This window comes from Candidatus Symbiopectobacterium sp. NZEC135, from assembly GCF_025962695.1.
In genome coordinates this window covers 1-13,443 of sequence record NZ_JAGFPF010000077.1, presented here as the reverse complement: position 1 = coordinate 13,443, position 13,443 = coordinate 1, and the positions used below count along the sequence as shown (strand labels likewise).

The window sequence follows — 13,443 nt, the reverse complement described above, 5'->3', positions numbered from 1 at the left end:
TGTTCGTCTACCCGGAATTGCGCGTAAGCTGGGATGGCGTACAACAAGGGAAAAGCCGCACCCGCGCCTATGGGCGTTTCACCCATACCGGAAGTTACAGCACCACGGTCACACAACCTGCGCTGTTCCGCCGCTATCTCTCTGAGCAATTGACATTACTGGTCGAAGAGTATGGCGCCCACATTGAGGTATTCCCCTCGCAGCAGGAAATACCCTTTCCTTATGTGATTGACGGCTCTGATTTGACGCTGGAGCGTTCCATGTCTGCCGGGATTTCTCAGCACTTCCCCACCACGGAACTGGCTCAAATTGGTGATGAAACCGCAGACGGTCTATTTCACGCCACCGATACCCGTTTCCCGCTTTCGCATTTTGATGCCTTACGTACCGATTTTTCTTTGGCACGATTACGCCATTACACGGGCACAGCCATCGAGCACTTTCAACCTTATATCCTGTTCACCAACTACACGCGCTATGTGGATGAGTTTGTCAGTTGGGCCTGTGAACAAATTGCCGATCCTGATAGCCCCTACGAGGCGCTCGCCGCGGCTGGCGGTATCTTCCTCACCGGCAAAGACGCTACGGCCGAAGCGTGCGTTTCCGATGTTGCCTGGAAGAAACATCAGATGCCGGCCTATCACCTGATCGCCAAGCAAGGACCAGGAATTACCCTTATCAATATTGGCGTTGGGCCCTCCAACGCTAAAACCATCTGTGACCACCTTGCCGTGTTGCGCCCGCACGCCTGGCTGATGATTGGTCACTGCGGCGGGCTGCGCGAAAGCCAAACCATAGGCGACTATGTGTTAGCCCATGCCTATCTGCGCGACGATCATGTGCTTGATGCCGTGCTCCCGCCGGATATTCCTATTCCGAGCATCGCCGAGGTACAGCGCGCGCTGTACGACGCCACCAAAATGGTGAGCGGCATGGCGGGCGAAGCGGTAAAACAGCGGTTGCGTACCGGTACGGTGGTGACCACGGACGACCGTAATTGGGAACTGCGCTACTCCGTCTCTGCGCTGCGTTTCAACCTGAGCCGCGCCGTAGCGGTTGACATGGAAAGTGCAACAATTGCAGCACAAGGCTATCGCTTCCGGGTACCTTACGGCACGCTGCTGTGTGTCTCGGACAAACCGCTGCACGGTGAAATAAAACTGCCCGGTCAGGCTAACCGTTTTTATGAAGGGGCCATCTCCGAACATCTGCAAATCGGTATCTGCGCCATGGATCTGTTGCGTGCAGAAGGCGACCACCTGCATTCACGTAAATTGCGCACGTTTAACGAGCCACCGTTCCGCTGATTGCTCGTTGTCGGGCCCTTCCGGGCCCGACAGTGATTATCAGAATTGCCGGACATAAACAGAAAAATAGCAATAACACATTGTTTTAGAGTTAAAAACAGCTAAAAATCTCACAACATAACCCCTTGATGCGCTTCCACCAGCCACAATCCCCTCTGTGGCGCAACTACACTTACCGCAATTAATGACTAACGGTCATTATCAGCACAATCACCTATCACGTGATTAGCGTGTCATTGACGTCCTGCACCAGGTTGCGGCGTCGCCATACCCACAATAACAATGAGGCATTATTATGAATAAGTTCGATGCTCCCGAGCCATCTCGTCGTGCTGTGATCAAGCGCACCGCGGCCCTCTCCGTGCTGGCACTCACCGGTATCAGTGGTTTTATGGTTCCCCACGTCACCTATGCCGCATCGTTGACCAAAGCACAGCGTGACAGCATGACGCCTGACGATGTGATCAAAAGCTTTAAGGCAGGCAATACACGCTTCCGGGAAGGAAAAATGCAGCAGCATGACTTCGTGGCGCAAAAAATCAGCAGCCAAGAGGGGCAGTTCCCCGCAGCGGTGATTTTAAGCTGCATCGACTCGCGCGCACCCGCTGAAATTTTACTGGATACGGGCATTGGCGAGACGTTTAACGCGCGCGTGGCAGGCAACGTGCAAAATGAAGACATCCTGGGCAGTATGGAGTTCGCGTGTGCGGCGGCGGGTGCCAAAGTGGTGCTGGTGATGGGGCATACCGCGTGCGGTGCCGTAGCCGGCGCGATAGACAATGTTGAGTTGGGCAACCTGACCGGGCTGCTGAACAAAATTAAACCCGCCGTCGAGAAAACCGCCTATGAAGGCGACCGCACGGGCAAAAACATGGCGTTTGTCGATGCGGTAGCGAAAACCAATGTGGCGCTCACCGTCGAACACATTCGTGAACACAGTCCGATTCTGAAAAAACTGGAACAAGAGGGCAAAATCAAGATCGTCGGCAGCATGTACCACCTGGTTGGTGGCGAAGTTGAATTTCTGAGTTGATACCCACCTAAGAAGAATGCGCCAGAATCCCCACTGCCGTGACAGTCAGACTGCCACGGCAGCCACACCGTGTTAGATGGATTTCGGGTAACGCCCATAGTAACGCCAGAACGCTACGCTAAAGTTGTTAGCGTGACGATATCCCACCCGCCAGGCAACTTGCGCAACCTGTAAACCGTGCTCCAACAAACGGTGCGCCTCTTCCATGCGCAATTGCAACAACATCTGCCCCGGCGTGGTATTGAAATGGCGATGAAACGCCAGCTTGAGCTTGTATTCACTTAGCCCGACCGCCAGCGCCAGCGCGCCAAGAGAGAGGGTTTCATTCAGGTGCGCCACCATCCAATCGCGGGCACGCTCCACCGCCACCACATCCTGAGGGTGTAAGCGAGCCGCTTCCCGCGTCTCCTCAAACAAATAGCGGTGCGCAGCCAGCAAATTCAGGGCATGAATATGCATAGAGAGCATATCGCCCTGTGCCTGTTGTAATGCATGCAGGTGCTGTTGTGCGACAGGTGTCACCCTATTGTAGGCATGCTGCCGCAGCCGATAATCACCAAACAGCCGCTCTGTTGCCGCACCGCCAATATAGCGCTCCAGCATCGATTCACTCACCAACAGGCGCAATTGGTCCACTTTTTGTCGTTCTGGATAATAGCGCTCACCCAGACTGTGATGAAAACTGGCGATGGTCACATGCTGTTGGCGGAACGTCATGCTGGCACCCCGCTTTTCACTGTAGTTCGACTCGCCGTTCAAACCAAAGGTCATCACCAGCACGGGCTGAGAATGCGCGGTTTCTGCTTCCTCCACCAGCGGTTTTAGCGGCTGATAGGAGGAGGTTACCAGTGTCAATCCGTCAGCAAGCGCATCCGATTGTGACCAGCACTGACCAAACTGATCCGGTAGCTGACGACGGTTGCCCTCGCGCAATACCATACGCGGTATCACACGCTGCGTTGGTGAACTTCGCCCTTCTCCCATTCTCTCTCTCTCCTCCCATCCTCAGAGAAAAACCGCCGTCACGCAGACAAACAAAGACAATAATAATTCTCATTTATAGATAACATAAGGCTATCCCCCGCGGCAACGCCCACGTTAACCCATGCGACGTGATTAACGCCGCAACACAGCCTGCAAGGAGCCACTATGTTCCCCGCCACGTTGACCGATTTATGGACACTGACCGCCACCAACATCAAAACAGAGGCGGTCCGACTCGCTCTGGATAGCGCGCTGTTTGATCAACTGGCGAAGCCTTCAACGGTTGAGCAGTTCGCGCTATGCCAGCACTGGGAGCCACAACAAGCCGCAACGCTATTGGAATTGCTGTGGAGCATGAAACTGCTGACGCGCGACGCAGCAGGCTATCAAACCAGCGCGGAGATGCAACCCTATCTGTGTCAAACCGGCGAGCGTTATATTGGCGATAGCTGGTGTTTCCGCCATCAATCGCTGCGTGATGTTGGACAGCAGCTCGCGGCACTTATGCAGCAAAAACCCGGCACGCCGCCCCCCGCTGCTCGCATGGATGCCGGTTGGGCGCAGGCGGCGCAAAAACAGATTGCGCAGGAGCAGCGCGCGCTGACGGTCGATCGCGCCTGTGACATCGTGGGCGCATTGCCAGAGTTCCCGCAGGCTAAAACGCTGCTGGATGTGGGCGGTGGCCCAGGCATGATCGCCATCGGCCTGACACAGCGCCATCCCACGCTGCAAGGGGTGGTGTTCGATTTGCCACAAACCGTCGCAGTGGCGCAAGAGAATATCATTGCCGCCGGCCTGCACCCGCGTTTAAGCACAGCCAGCGGGGATTTTTCTGCACAACCGTTTGCCACAGGCTATGCCGATATCATCTGGTGTTCTTCTTTTCTGCACTTTGTCGAGGATATCACCACCAGCCTAACGCAACTGTTCAACGCATTGACGCCGGGCGGTGTGCTGGTTGCCGTGCATGCAGAAATAGCGTCCAACCAAGAGGATGCCGCATCGGTATTGCCCTTCTACCTGCCGTTAATGCTGCGCGGACGTCGGGTAACACGCGAAGGGGAATTAGCATCGTCACTGTGCGATGCGGGTTTCAGCCGTGTAGAAACACGGCGACATCAACCGTTTCCGATGTCGCCACTGACCGTCTTGATCGCACGAAAATGACAGGTGGCCCGCGTTATGCTGTTGTGAACAACTGGCGCGGGATCTTCGTCAACCGCTCGCAGCCATTTTCCGTCACCAGCACCGTTTCGCTGATGGCGAGGCCCGCTGCATACAGATACATGTGAAACACCATGCCCGCTTCCAGCAACCACTCGGACGTGGGCAAAAATACGTGGCTAAAATCGCTGGTGCGCGGCGTCGTCTTCGGATAATAACCGAGCGTATAACCGGTAATGCTGGCGTAATCCTGACGCAGCCCTGCTTTCAGTACAGCATTACGTGCCAGCGCATCGATATCTTTCGCCACTGCGCCGGGCTTCATGGCCGCCAGTTGCTTATCCTGGATGGCAATCAGTTGCTGAGCAATCTCTTGCTGTGCAGCGGACGCTGTACCGATAATCACCGAGCGCATGATCTTGGAGCTGTAGCCTCGTTTGAAGGAAACCACTTCAAGATGCAGGATATCGCCCTGCTCCAACGGCCGTTCCTGCATGTTGGCATGCAGAAAACTGTTGCCACCGCCGGTCGTGACAATGCCACAGCGGTTGGAATCCATCCCATGGCGAATCAGGACGCGGTGGATAATCTCTGCGGCCTGGCGCTCCGTCTTACCCACGCCCATTTCGGCAACCACTTCACGGATCGCCTGATCGTTTGCCGCCGCCGACTGTTTGATGCACTCGATTTCCTGCGGAATTTTGCGGGTGCGCAATTGTTTAAGCACACCGGAGAAATCTTTTACCTGAATCTGTGGCAACATCGCCTGCAAGCGCTGGAAGCGGTTGATGGTCATGCAGTAAGAATCGAAATCGATGCCGAGCGTTGCGCTTTCCCAGCCGCGAGCGCGCACCGTATCAGCCAGCACAGCTAACGGATCTTGCCAGTCATGGAAGGTCACGGTGTCAGTGATCCAGCTGTTTTCGCTGAACGCACGCTCGTCCATGGCGCGGAATACCATCACCGGGTCACCCGTCAACGGCAGCAGACAGGCGCGGTACATGTTTTCGGAAATACCGAATCCCGTGAGATAAAACAGGAATTCAGTCTGGTCAATCAGCAACAGGGATATATCCCTTTCTTGCATATGAGCGCGGATCGTTGCGACGCGTTGCTGATATTCGTGGAGTGGGAAAAGCCAACTTTCATTCATAACGGTTACCTGATGTCGTTTTTTTTCTATTCACCACACTCGTAATCCCCAGGGTCACTATTGTCACGCCGATCGACAGCACGCTGACGGCCGCAATAGAAGGATCGAGCTGAAACTGTACCGTGTTCCAAATCCGCACTGACAGCGTTTGGCTGCCATGGTCGGAAAGAAACAGCGCAATAAGCAGTTCATCAAACGAACTGAGAAATGAGAAAATCGCTGCCGAGAACATCCCCGGTGCGGCAAGCGGCAGCGTGATGCGTCGTAACACGTTAAAGTGGCTGGCCCCCAGGCTCATTGCCGCCTGCTCCAAGCGATAATCCATGCCTTGCAGCGTCGAAGACAAAATAATGGTGGCAATAGGCAGCGCAATCAAAGCATGCCCGATAACAATACGGGTAAAGCTGTTAAACAGCGCCAACTCGGAGAAGAAGAAGAACAGCGTCAACGCCACAATCACGTTGGGCACAATCATCGGCAACACGATCAGCGCATACACCAGACTTTTGCCGACAAAACGACAGCGCACCAATGCAAGAGCAGCAAACAGCGCCAGTACCATGGCTAACAAGGTGGACATTAACGCAATGGTAAACGACAGGCCGATAGCCTGTAGCCACTGCGAATCCTGCAAAATCGCGCGCATCCACTTCAGGGAGAATCCCTGTGGGGGAAACGACAAATAGCTATTGGCACTGAACGCCAAGGGAAAGATCATCGCAATCGGGACCAACAAAAAAACGAGGGTCAACAGCGTGATCAGCAGCGGCAGCCAGCCGGGGCGGTTTCCGTTCATCCTTTCGCCTCAAAGAGTCGTTCCAATCCCACGACCCGAACATAGACCCAAAACAGCAATAAGGTGCACAGCAGCAGCAACGCAGACAGCGCCGACGCGAAGCCCCAGTTGAAATAAACTTCCAACTGATTTTCGATAACCATGGCGATCATGGTATCGCGCGGACTGCCCATCAGCGCTGGTGTCACAAAAAAGCCAATAGATAAAATAAATACCAGCAGGCTGCCTGAGGCAACGCCAGGCAACGACAGTGGCAAAAAGATACGCCAAAAAGCCCGAAAACGCGAAGCGCCAAGGCTATACGCCACCCGCAGCAGTTGCGGATCGATGCCGCGCATCACGCTGTAAAGCGCCAGAACCATGTAAGGCAGCAAGATATAGGTCATACCGATTAACACACCGAGCGGGGTATACATCAGTTTGAGCGGCGTATCGATAAGCCCCATCGCCCGCAGCACCTGATTGACAAACCCATCGCTACCCAACAGCACCATCCAGGCATAAGTGCGCACCAACACGCTGGTAAAATGGGGAATAATGATGATGACAATCGCAATACTGGCTAATCGCGTAGGCAGTTTGCACAACACCCAGGCAACAGGATAACCCAATAGCAGCGTCGCCAGCGTGACTAGCAGCGAGGTACGCAGCGTGATCCACAACACTTGCAGCCAGACCGGTTCCTGCACAATGCGCGCAAAGTGCTTGCTGGTAAGCCCCGGATCGAACAGGCTGTAACCGAGCATTTTCGCCAGCGGGATCAGCAAAAAAATCGTCAGCGCCAGCAGCGTTGGTGCCAGCAATAGCCACGGTTTCCAGCGACTCACGCGCCTATCGTCACGCCCGCTCATTGCTGAGCCTCGGCGGGAATAAACCAGAGACTTTCCGGTGCCCACCCGATACGCACGCTGGCGCCCGGCCGCAGGGTTCCCTCCAGCGCCGAGTTCTGCAACTGTGCTAATAACGTTGCGCCATCACTCAGCACCAGCGTTAATTTAAGCGTATGCCCCAGGTAGAGCATTTCAGCAATGGTAGCGCTAATCGGCAAATGCGCTGATGAATCCCCCGGCAGCCCAATACGAATATGTTCTGGCCGCAGCACCGCGAAGACAGACTGCCCTACCCCAAGATGTGCCACACCCTTACCACGCACCGTTTCACCGCTTGACAGGCGCACATCGTAGCCTTGTTGCTGAATAGCGATCACCTGACCGTCAATAAAATTGGATTGGCCAATAAACTCAGCCACCCAGCGATTCTTTGGTTTGGTATAGAGATCGTGCGGGGTATCAATCTGGGCAATCTGCCCCTGTTGCATCACAGCAATACGATCGGACAAGGTCAACGCTTCTTCCTGATCGTGGGTGACAAACACCACCGTAGAGCCGGAAGCCACATGCAACCGTTTTATTTCTAACTGCATGTGTTCACGCAGCTTTTTATCCAGAGCGCCCAGCGGCTCGTCCATCAATAGTGCCGCTGGAGAAAAGATCAACGCACGCGCCAGCGCAACGCGCTGCTGCTGCCCACCGGACAGCTCTCGCGGCAAACGGTGCCCCTTATCATCGAGCTGGATCAACGCCAGCGCATCTGCCACTTTCTGCTTGATATCACGACGCGCCACGCCGCGCATTTCCAGCGGAAACGACAGGTTATCCGCCACCGAGAGGTGCGGAAACAGCGTGTAATGCTGAAACACCACGCCAAGGTCACGTTTTGCCGGGGGCAGATGCGTAATATCCCGATCGTTAATCAGCACGCGCCCTTGGCTGGGTTCGGTAAAGCCCGCGACCATCATCAGCGTGGTGGTTTTCCCTGAACCGCTGGCACCGAGCAGCGTCACAAACTCGCCGGGCGCGATCGCTAAATCCAGATTATCGACAACGGCAGCCTGTTCGTAGCGCCGGGTCAGCCCTTCAAGGCGAAGTGCAGCTCCCGGCTGACGCCGGGAGCTGTGGTATGTTGAATCCGTTTTCATTACCCCTGACCCAAGATCCATGGTTGCCAGATTTTGCCCACTTCCTCAATGTTATCTGTCCACCACTGCGCATTTTGCACAAACGAGCGCGAGTAATACTCAGGGTTGGAAGGCAGTTTCACCAGATCCTCCGGGCGAACAAACTGGAAGGCTTTTTTATTGGTGGGACCATAAGCAATAAACTGGGTTATTTTCGCCTGAACCTCGGGCTGTAACGCAAAATCAATCAGCAACTGCGCATTCTCCGGGTTCGGCGACCCTTTCAGCACGCTCCAATACTGCAACTGCTGTTTGATCTGGTTCCACTCAATGGCTAACGGTGCGCCCTGATCGATCAGCGCTTGTGCACGACCGTTCCACAGTGCGCCCAACACCGCCTCTTTGCGCTCCATCAATTGTACGGACAGCGCACCCGTATCCCACCATTTCACGACATGGGGTTTGATACGGCTCAGAGACGCAAACGCACGCTTGATGTCAATGGGGTAGATGTCTTTCATGTCTACACCATCGGCAAGTAAGGCGAATTCCAGCTCAGTAGAACTGGTGCGCAGATCCGTTAAGGTACGTGCACCGGGGAAACGTTCCGCATCCCAAAATTCTGCCCAGGTACGCGGGTGATTGCCATCCCGGAAGACATCCGTGTTGTAAACCATCACGGTGGAGAAGAACAGGTTACCGACCATATTGGGGCGGCGTACTTCGGGGAAGATATCGTCGGGATTGGTAAACTTCATGCCCGCGTAGTTGATTGGCATCAACGCCCCGGCCGCATTGAGGTTGGTTTGCGTCACATCGCCGATATCCAACACATCAAGTGTCACACGACCTGCTTTGATCATTGCCATGATTTGTGCGGCAGTAGAAGGCTGTATGATCACTTTAATACCGGTCAATTCCGTAAAAGGTTTATAGACCGCCTTTTCCAGCGCTTCCTGATAGCTTCCGCCAATTCCGCGCACAATCACTTCTTTGCTGGGTGCGGCAAAAACCGCAGGCGCGAAGGCACCGAGCAGAGCCCCTGCACCAATAATCGATGTTTGTTTTATTAAGCGACGACGATCGGCATTAACCCCTTCATCAACACTTGACGGCATGAAACCCTGTTGCTTTTCGTTTCCTTTGTTCATATGTTTTCCTTTGAGAAACAAACGGTAAGAAACTACTTTTCTCTGATGTCAGCAACATAAGACACGGTTTAATCAAAACGAGGATTAAACAAAAATGGTGTTCCAGCAACACATTGATTAGTCAAATAATGAAACGAAGGCGCGAAGGTATTTCTTTATAATGTTACAGCGGTGGCAATAACCACCGCTGTTTTACTGCTTATTATTTTACTGCTTTATAATTACTGCTTTATAATTATATCTATTTATTATTGTTAAATAATTCCCTGGTGTTGGCATTTTTCCAATGACCCAGAAGACGCCAGGCATCATCGGAACGTTTTAAATTCGCTTTGATTTTCTCCTCATCTTTCGTGATTACCTGCGCCATCAGCCAATCGGCGACGATCATCGGACTCACTTTCGACCACCATGCCACAGCTGATGAACTGCGCACGATATACAACATTTCATCAGCTTCATTGGCTAAAGGAGAGCTGGCTCGGTCTGTCATCGCGACGACATAGGCTCCCCGTTGCCGGGCAAGGCTCATCAAATCAATGGTATAGGGGATGTAACGCTCCCACCCAATACCAATAAACACATCCTGCTCATTCACTTGCAATATGCGATCTGCCACATCACCGTGACCGATATTGAACACCTCGGTATTACCGAGGAAATGATTCAGTTGCATCGCCAGGTAGGAGACCATGGAATACGTCGTTCCGTTACCACTTACCCAAATACGCCTTGCGGCGGCGATACGCCCAGCGACAGCTGAAACAATGCGGTCTTCATTCAGTTCTGCCGTGGCTTTCAAGAGCTGGTTGGCGTTAGCAAACACGCTCTCTTTCAATTCTTTTTCACTGGGCAGCGCGGGTTCGCGATGTAAGATGCCGCTGGCGCCAGTGCGCTCAATCAAAGCATCCCCCAATGATTCTTTCATGTGGGCATAGCCCTCATACCCCACTGCACGTGAAAAGCGCACAATGGCAGCATCACTGATATTCATCACAGCGGCCAACTGGCGGGCCGTCATGAATGCTACGCGATCTTTGTTGCGTTCGATGTAGCGAGCAATCATCTGCTGTGACGGGGTCAAGCGCGAAAAACGTTCCCTCAATAAAGCGGTGAACTCCATACTGCCCCCTTAAAGAATCAGTTGCTACATTTAAAATCAAAAATGTAGCAATTGCAACACTGCATTTTATTTTTTCTTATTAACGTATAAAAAAATAAGTAGCAGGCTATTAATAACTCATTCATGAAAGAATGGTTGTATTTGCTTCAAACATAAAACATTTTAGGCCAATTTGCAGATAACCGCTTGCCAATACGGCGGTGGAACAGCGACGTTGCACAGGAGACGGAATATAGAAGAAAGTCTTAGTAGTGATGCACTACAGTTTTAACACCTCACCACCAAGGTAATTACAAAAAAATATCATGATAAGCACTATTGCAACATCCACACTGCTGCTTTCCTGTAGAGCACGTTTTACCCACAGTTTGACCTCTGCTGTCAAACTTGCAGACAAAACAAAATCCTCCAAGCACATCGCCTTTGCAGAAACACTGCTCAGGATAAAAAAGGCGGCACCAAACACCCATCTTGAGTCACTGACCCGTTTCAAGGCGTATCCCCACAGCCGTGCATGCTCGCATCAGCAACGTATTCGTGAAGACAAGTATCAATATCTTGGCGATGCGCTTGAACGGGTAAAGAAGATACGGCACTTTTTAGACGGTTGTTCGTCAACAGAACAAACGCCCCCCTCCCCAGCGGTCACCTTACGACGTGAAGTAAACCAACATCTGGCGAATTCCTATGAAAATACCCCGAGAGTTTATGCCGTAAAAGCCGCTATTTACGCCATCAGTCAGAAGGTCGGTCAAAAAAGGCAAACGGTAAACGTAGAAAATTTCCGAGCATTAACCTCAGATATCCACACGATGATTGATGAGGGAAAACCGCTGGGAGAAATCGTCAACAAAGTCATTGAGTTCAACGTCAACCATCGACTGAACCCACTGCCGTAGTAAATACCTTTGTTGACCATGAAAGTGAGACGTTAGGCCACTTCAGTGCGCCCACGGCCTTTATTTTTCGCCATATACAAGGCGATGTCCGCCGCTTTAAGCCAATCGTGATACTGGCTCATGGTGGGCCGATATTCAGCCACCCCAACGCTGATACGAATCCCTAACTGTGGCGTTTGCGTTAAGCGCTTGGCGGCCAGACGCTTACGGATACGGTTAATGATCTCAACCGTATCTGTGGCACGCGCTTCAGGCAAAATCACCGCAAACTCATCGCCACCGAAGCGACCAATCACATCGGTCGCTCGCAAGCCGTTGCGCAGTTCTTCCGTCAAAAACAGAATCGCTTCATCCCCCACATGATGACCGAAACTGTCATTGATGGTTTTGAAATGATCGATGTCAATCAGGGCCAATGTCGAAGGTTCATCAATATGGCGACAGATTTCATATTCGTTGTGCAACAACTGCTCCCAATGATGACGGTTATAGACGTTGGTCATGCCATCGTGGGTACTCATCAGCATGAGTCTGCGCTTGTGTTCAGCCAGCTTGGTCGCCGTCACATACGTCACGTAGCCCAAAGCCATAGGATAGACGAGCAACATAGGCAAACAGGCGTACATCTGAGCAGGCGTGGTCACTAAATCGATGCGGTGCGCGTTGAGACCTGCAACCAAGGCGGCGCTGAGCAGTTGTAAACTGACGCCCTGAATAAACAGGCGGATGCCGCCCCCCGCCATGCAATTCATGCCGACCATAGCGATGATAATGGCGCTGGGCAACACGTTGAGCCCCATCATGCCAATCCAGAACCCACCGTAAACCACATCCGCCAGCAAATTTCCCCGTTCAAAACGCATAGGGTCTGCGGAGCGCGTAGACAGGTAATAGGCCAAGTAGGGCCATACGAACACATTGAGGAAAAGGAGTGCCCACACCCAGAATGGAATGGTTTTCGTCACCAACACGGAAGTAATAAAGAGGGAGCACAACAGCGTACCGGTAATGCGGGGCAGGAAGACCCGCTTGGAAAAGCGTATCCCGGAAAGACGAGAGTCCACTGTCAATAATGTAGGCGATTTAACAGACATGACGCCTCTCCCATTCCTTGATCTCAAAAGATGTGTAGTATGACCTAAATCATGCGATTCACTACACATTCACACAGTAAATCTACTCATTATATCGTTACCTGAAACTCACAAAACGTCCATAGCAACCCGACAATATTCTGGCTTCAGACGAAACAATGCGGCCTTACTCTCAAGGAGTAAGGCCGCACGTTGATGCCTGCAACGTATTGTTGTTAGCGGATTTCACCCGCCACGCCGTAGAGGCCGTTACGCCGTTGCAACATCTGACCACCATCACGCGTCAGCGGCACCCAACCAACGGCACCACGTTTCACTGTCGGTTCGGTAAACATCAGATCGAACGGAATGGAGATATAGAACCCCTTGGTGAAGCTGCCTTCGCCGTAGTCTTTGCTGCTGACATCGGTTTTGGTCGCAAACACCCCGGCGGTGATGCCACTGTCAAAACGACGGGACAGATCGACCGTTACACCGTAGTCTCCGGCCAGATAGCGCCCAACGCTGATTTTCGCAAAGGACCCTTCAACGTAAGGCATTTCCCAGTAAGCCGTAAGGTGCCCGGTGACGACGTCATAATCCGCCGTACGCATGATGTCATTCCAGTCACGCTGCTTGACGTAGTTGACATCCAGCCCCAGTGCCCAGCGCTCGCCAAAGGGACGGTACAGCACTTCTGAACCAACGCCTGCGTACATCATTTCCAGATAACCGCCGTACACCTGGGTATACCAGTCTGTCGCCGGGTTATCCATGCGCGTCAGTTGCAGGTTGGTCAGCAG

At 52.8% G+C, this 13,443-nt stretch carries 13 protein-coding genes; 4 read left to right on the top strand and 9 right to left on the bottom strand.

Annotation, left to right across the window (positions count from 1 at the left end; all coding sequences use genetic code 11):
- The coding region (locus J5224_RS21725; protein ID WP_264627336.1) for an AMP nucleosidase at positions 1–1,307 on the top strand (1,307 nt) is incomplete at its 5' end.
- 295 nt (positions 1,308–1,602) lie between these two features.
- Positions 1,603–2,340: a carbonic anhydrase gene (locus tag J5224_RS21720; protein WP_264627335.1), complete on the top strand. Its 738-nt coding sequence runs from the start codon at positions 1,603–1,605 to the stop codon at positions 2,338–2,340.
- Between the two features lie 72 nt (positions 2,341–2,412).
- Here the strand turns inward: J5224_RS21720 and J5224_RS21715 are convergent, their stop codons facing one another.
- Positions 2,413–3,324: a helix-turn-helix domain-containing protein gene (locus tag J5224_RS21715; RefSeq protein ID WP_264627334.1), complete on the bottom strand. Its 912-nt coding sequence runs from the start codon at positions 3,322–3,324 to the stop codon at positions 2,413–2,415.
- A gap of 165 nt (positions 3,325–3,489) precedes the next feature.
- On the opposite strand from J5224_RS21715, the gene J5224_RS21710 reads away from it, so the two are divergent.
- A complete protein-coding gene (locus tag J5224_RS21710; RefSeq protein WP_264627333.1) occupies positions 3,490–4,491 on the top strand; it encodes a class I SAM-dependent methyltransferase in 1,002 nt (333 codons plus the stop codon).
- 13 nt (positions 4,492–4,504) lie between these two features.
- Here the strand turns inward: J5224_RS21710 and J5224_RS21705 are convergent, their stop codons facing one another.
- The 6 genes from J5224_RS21705 to J5224_RS21680 all read right to left on the bottom strand — a co-directional run bounded on the left by J5224_RS21705 (position 4,505) and on the right by J5224_RS21680 (position 10,668).
- Positions 4,505–5,641 (bottom strand): M24 family metallopeptidase, encoded by a 1,137-nt coding sequence (locus J5224_RS21705; RefSeq protein WP_264627332.1) that lies wholly within the window; start codon positions 5,639–5,641, stop codon positions 4,505–4,507.
- Positions 5,634–6,437, bottom strand: a complete 804-nt coding sequence (locus J5224_RS21700) for an ABC transporter permease (protein WP_264627331.1) — start codon at positions 6,435–6,437, stop codon at positions 5,634–5,636. Before J5224_RS21700 ends, J5224_RS21705 begins: the two co-directional genes overlap by 8 nt.
- Entirely contained in the window at positions 6,434–7,264 is an 831-nt protein-coding gene (locus tag J5224_RS21695; RefSeq protein ID WP_264627330.1) for an ABC transporter permease, read from the bottom strand. Before J5224_RS21695 ends, J5224_RS21700 begins: the two co-directional genes overlap by 4 nt.
- 20 nt (positions 7,265–7,284) lie before the next feature.
- Positions 7,285–8,415 carry an ABC transporter ATP-binding protein gene (locus J5224_RS21690; RefSeq protein ID WP_264627329.1) on the bottom strand — a complete coding sequence of 377 codons (1,131 nt, stop codon included), beginning with the start codon at positions 8,413–8,415 and terminating at the stop codon, positions 7,285–7,287.
- Entirely contained in the window at positions 8,415–9,545 is a 1,131-nt protein-coding gene (locus tag J5224_RS21685; protein ID WP_264627328.1) for an ABC transporter substrate-binding protein, read from the bottom strand. Before J5224_RS21685 ends, J5224_RS21690 begins: the two co-directional genes overlap by 1 nt.
- A gap of 241 nt (positions 9,546–9,786) precedes the next feature.
- Positions 9,787–10,668, bottom strand: coding sequence for a MurR/RpiR family transcriptional regulator (locus tag J5224_RS21680; protein ID WP_264627327.1), 882 nt, complete (start codon positions 10,666–10,668; stop codon positions 9,787–9,789).
- Between the two features lie 305 nt (positions 10,669–10,973).
- Here J5224_RS21680 and J5224_RS21675 point away from each other — a divergent pair, with 305 nt between their 5' ends.
- A complete protein-coding gene (locus J5224_RS21675) occupies positions 10,974–11,567 on the top strand; it encodes a hypothetical protein (protein ID WP_264627326.1) in 594 nt (197 codons plus the stop codon).
- Between the two features lie 32 nt (positions 11,568–11,599).
- Here J5224_RS21675 and adrA read toward each other — a convergent pair whose 3' ends face one another.
- On the bottom strand, positions 11,600–12,661 hold the full coding sequence (adrA, locus tag J5224_RS21670; protein ID WP_264627325.1) for a diguanylate cyclase AdrA: 1,062 nt from the start codon (positions 12,659–12,661) through the stop codon (positions 11,600–11,602).
- Between the two features lie 215 nt (positions 12,662–12,876).
- On the bottom strand, positions 12,877–13,443 hold a 567-nt coding region (locus J5224_RS21665; protein WP_264627324.1), incomplete at its 5' end, for a YjbH domain-containing protein.

Bases quoted from the DNA above. Each gene is read 5' to 3' on its own strand.
- J5224_RS21720 (WP_264627335.1), top strand. From the start codon at position 1,603: ATGAATAAGTTCGATGCTCCCGAGCCATCTCGTCGTGCTGTGATCAAG.
- J5224_RS21715 (WP_264627334.1), bottom strand. From the start codon at position 3,324: ATGGGAGAAGGGCGAAGTTCACCAACGCAGCGTGTGATACCGCGTATG.
- J5224_RS21710 (WP_264627333.1), top strand. From the start codon at position 3,490: ATGTTCCCCGCCACGTTGACCGATTTATGGACACTGACCGCCACCAAC.
- J5224_RS21705 (WP_264627332.1), bottom strand. From the start codon at position 5,641: ATGAATGAAAGTTGGCTTTTCCCACTCCACGAATATCAGCAACGCGTC.
- J5224_RS21700 (WP_264627331.1), bottom strand. From the start codon at position 6,437: ATGAACGGAAACCGCCCCGGCTGGCTGCCGCTGCTGATCACGCTGTTG.
- J5224_RS21690 (WP_264627329.1), bottom strand. From the start codon at position 8,415: ATGAAAACGGATTCAACATACCACAGCTCCCGGCGTCAGCCGGGAGCT.
- J5224_RS21685 (WP_264627328.1), bottom strand. From the start codon at position 9,545: ATGAACAAAGGAAACGAAAAGCAACAGGGTTTCATGCCGTCAAGTGTT.
- J5224_RS21680 (WP_264627327.1), bottom strand. From the start codon at position 10,668: ATGGAGTTCACCGCTTTATTGAGGGAACGTTTTTCGCGCTTGACCCCG.
- J5224_RS21675 (WP_264627326.1), top strand. From the start codon at position 10,974: ATGATAAGCACTATTGCAACATCCACACTGCTGCTTTCCTGTAGAGCA.
- adrA (WP_264627325.1), bottom strand. From the start codon at position 12,661: ATGTCTGTTAAATCGCCTACATTATTGACAGTGGACTCTCGTCTTTCC.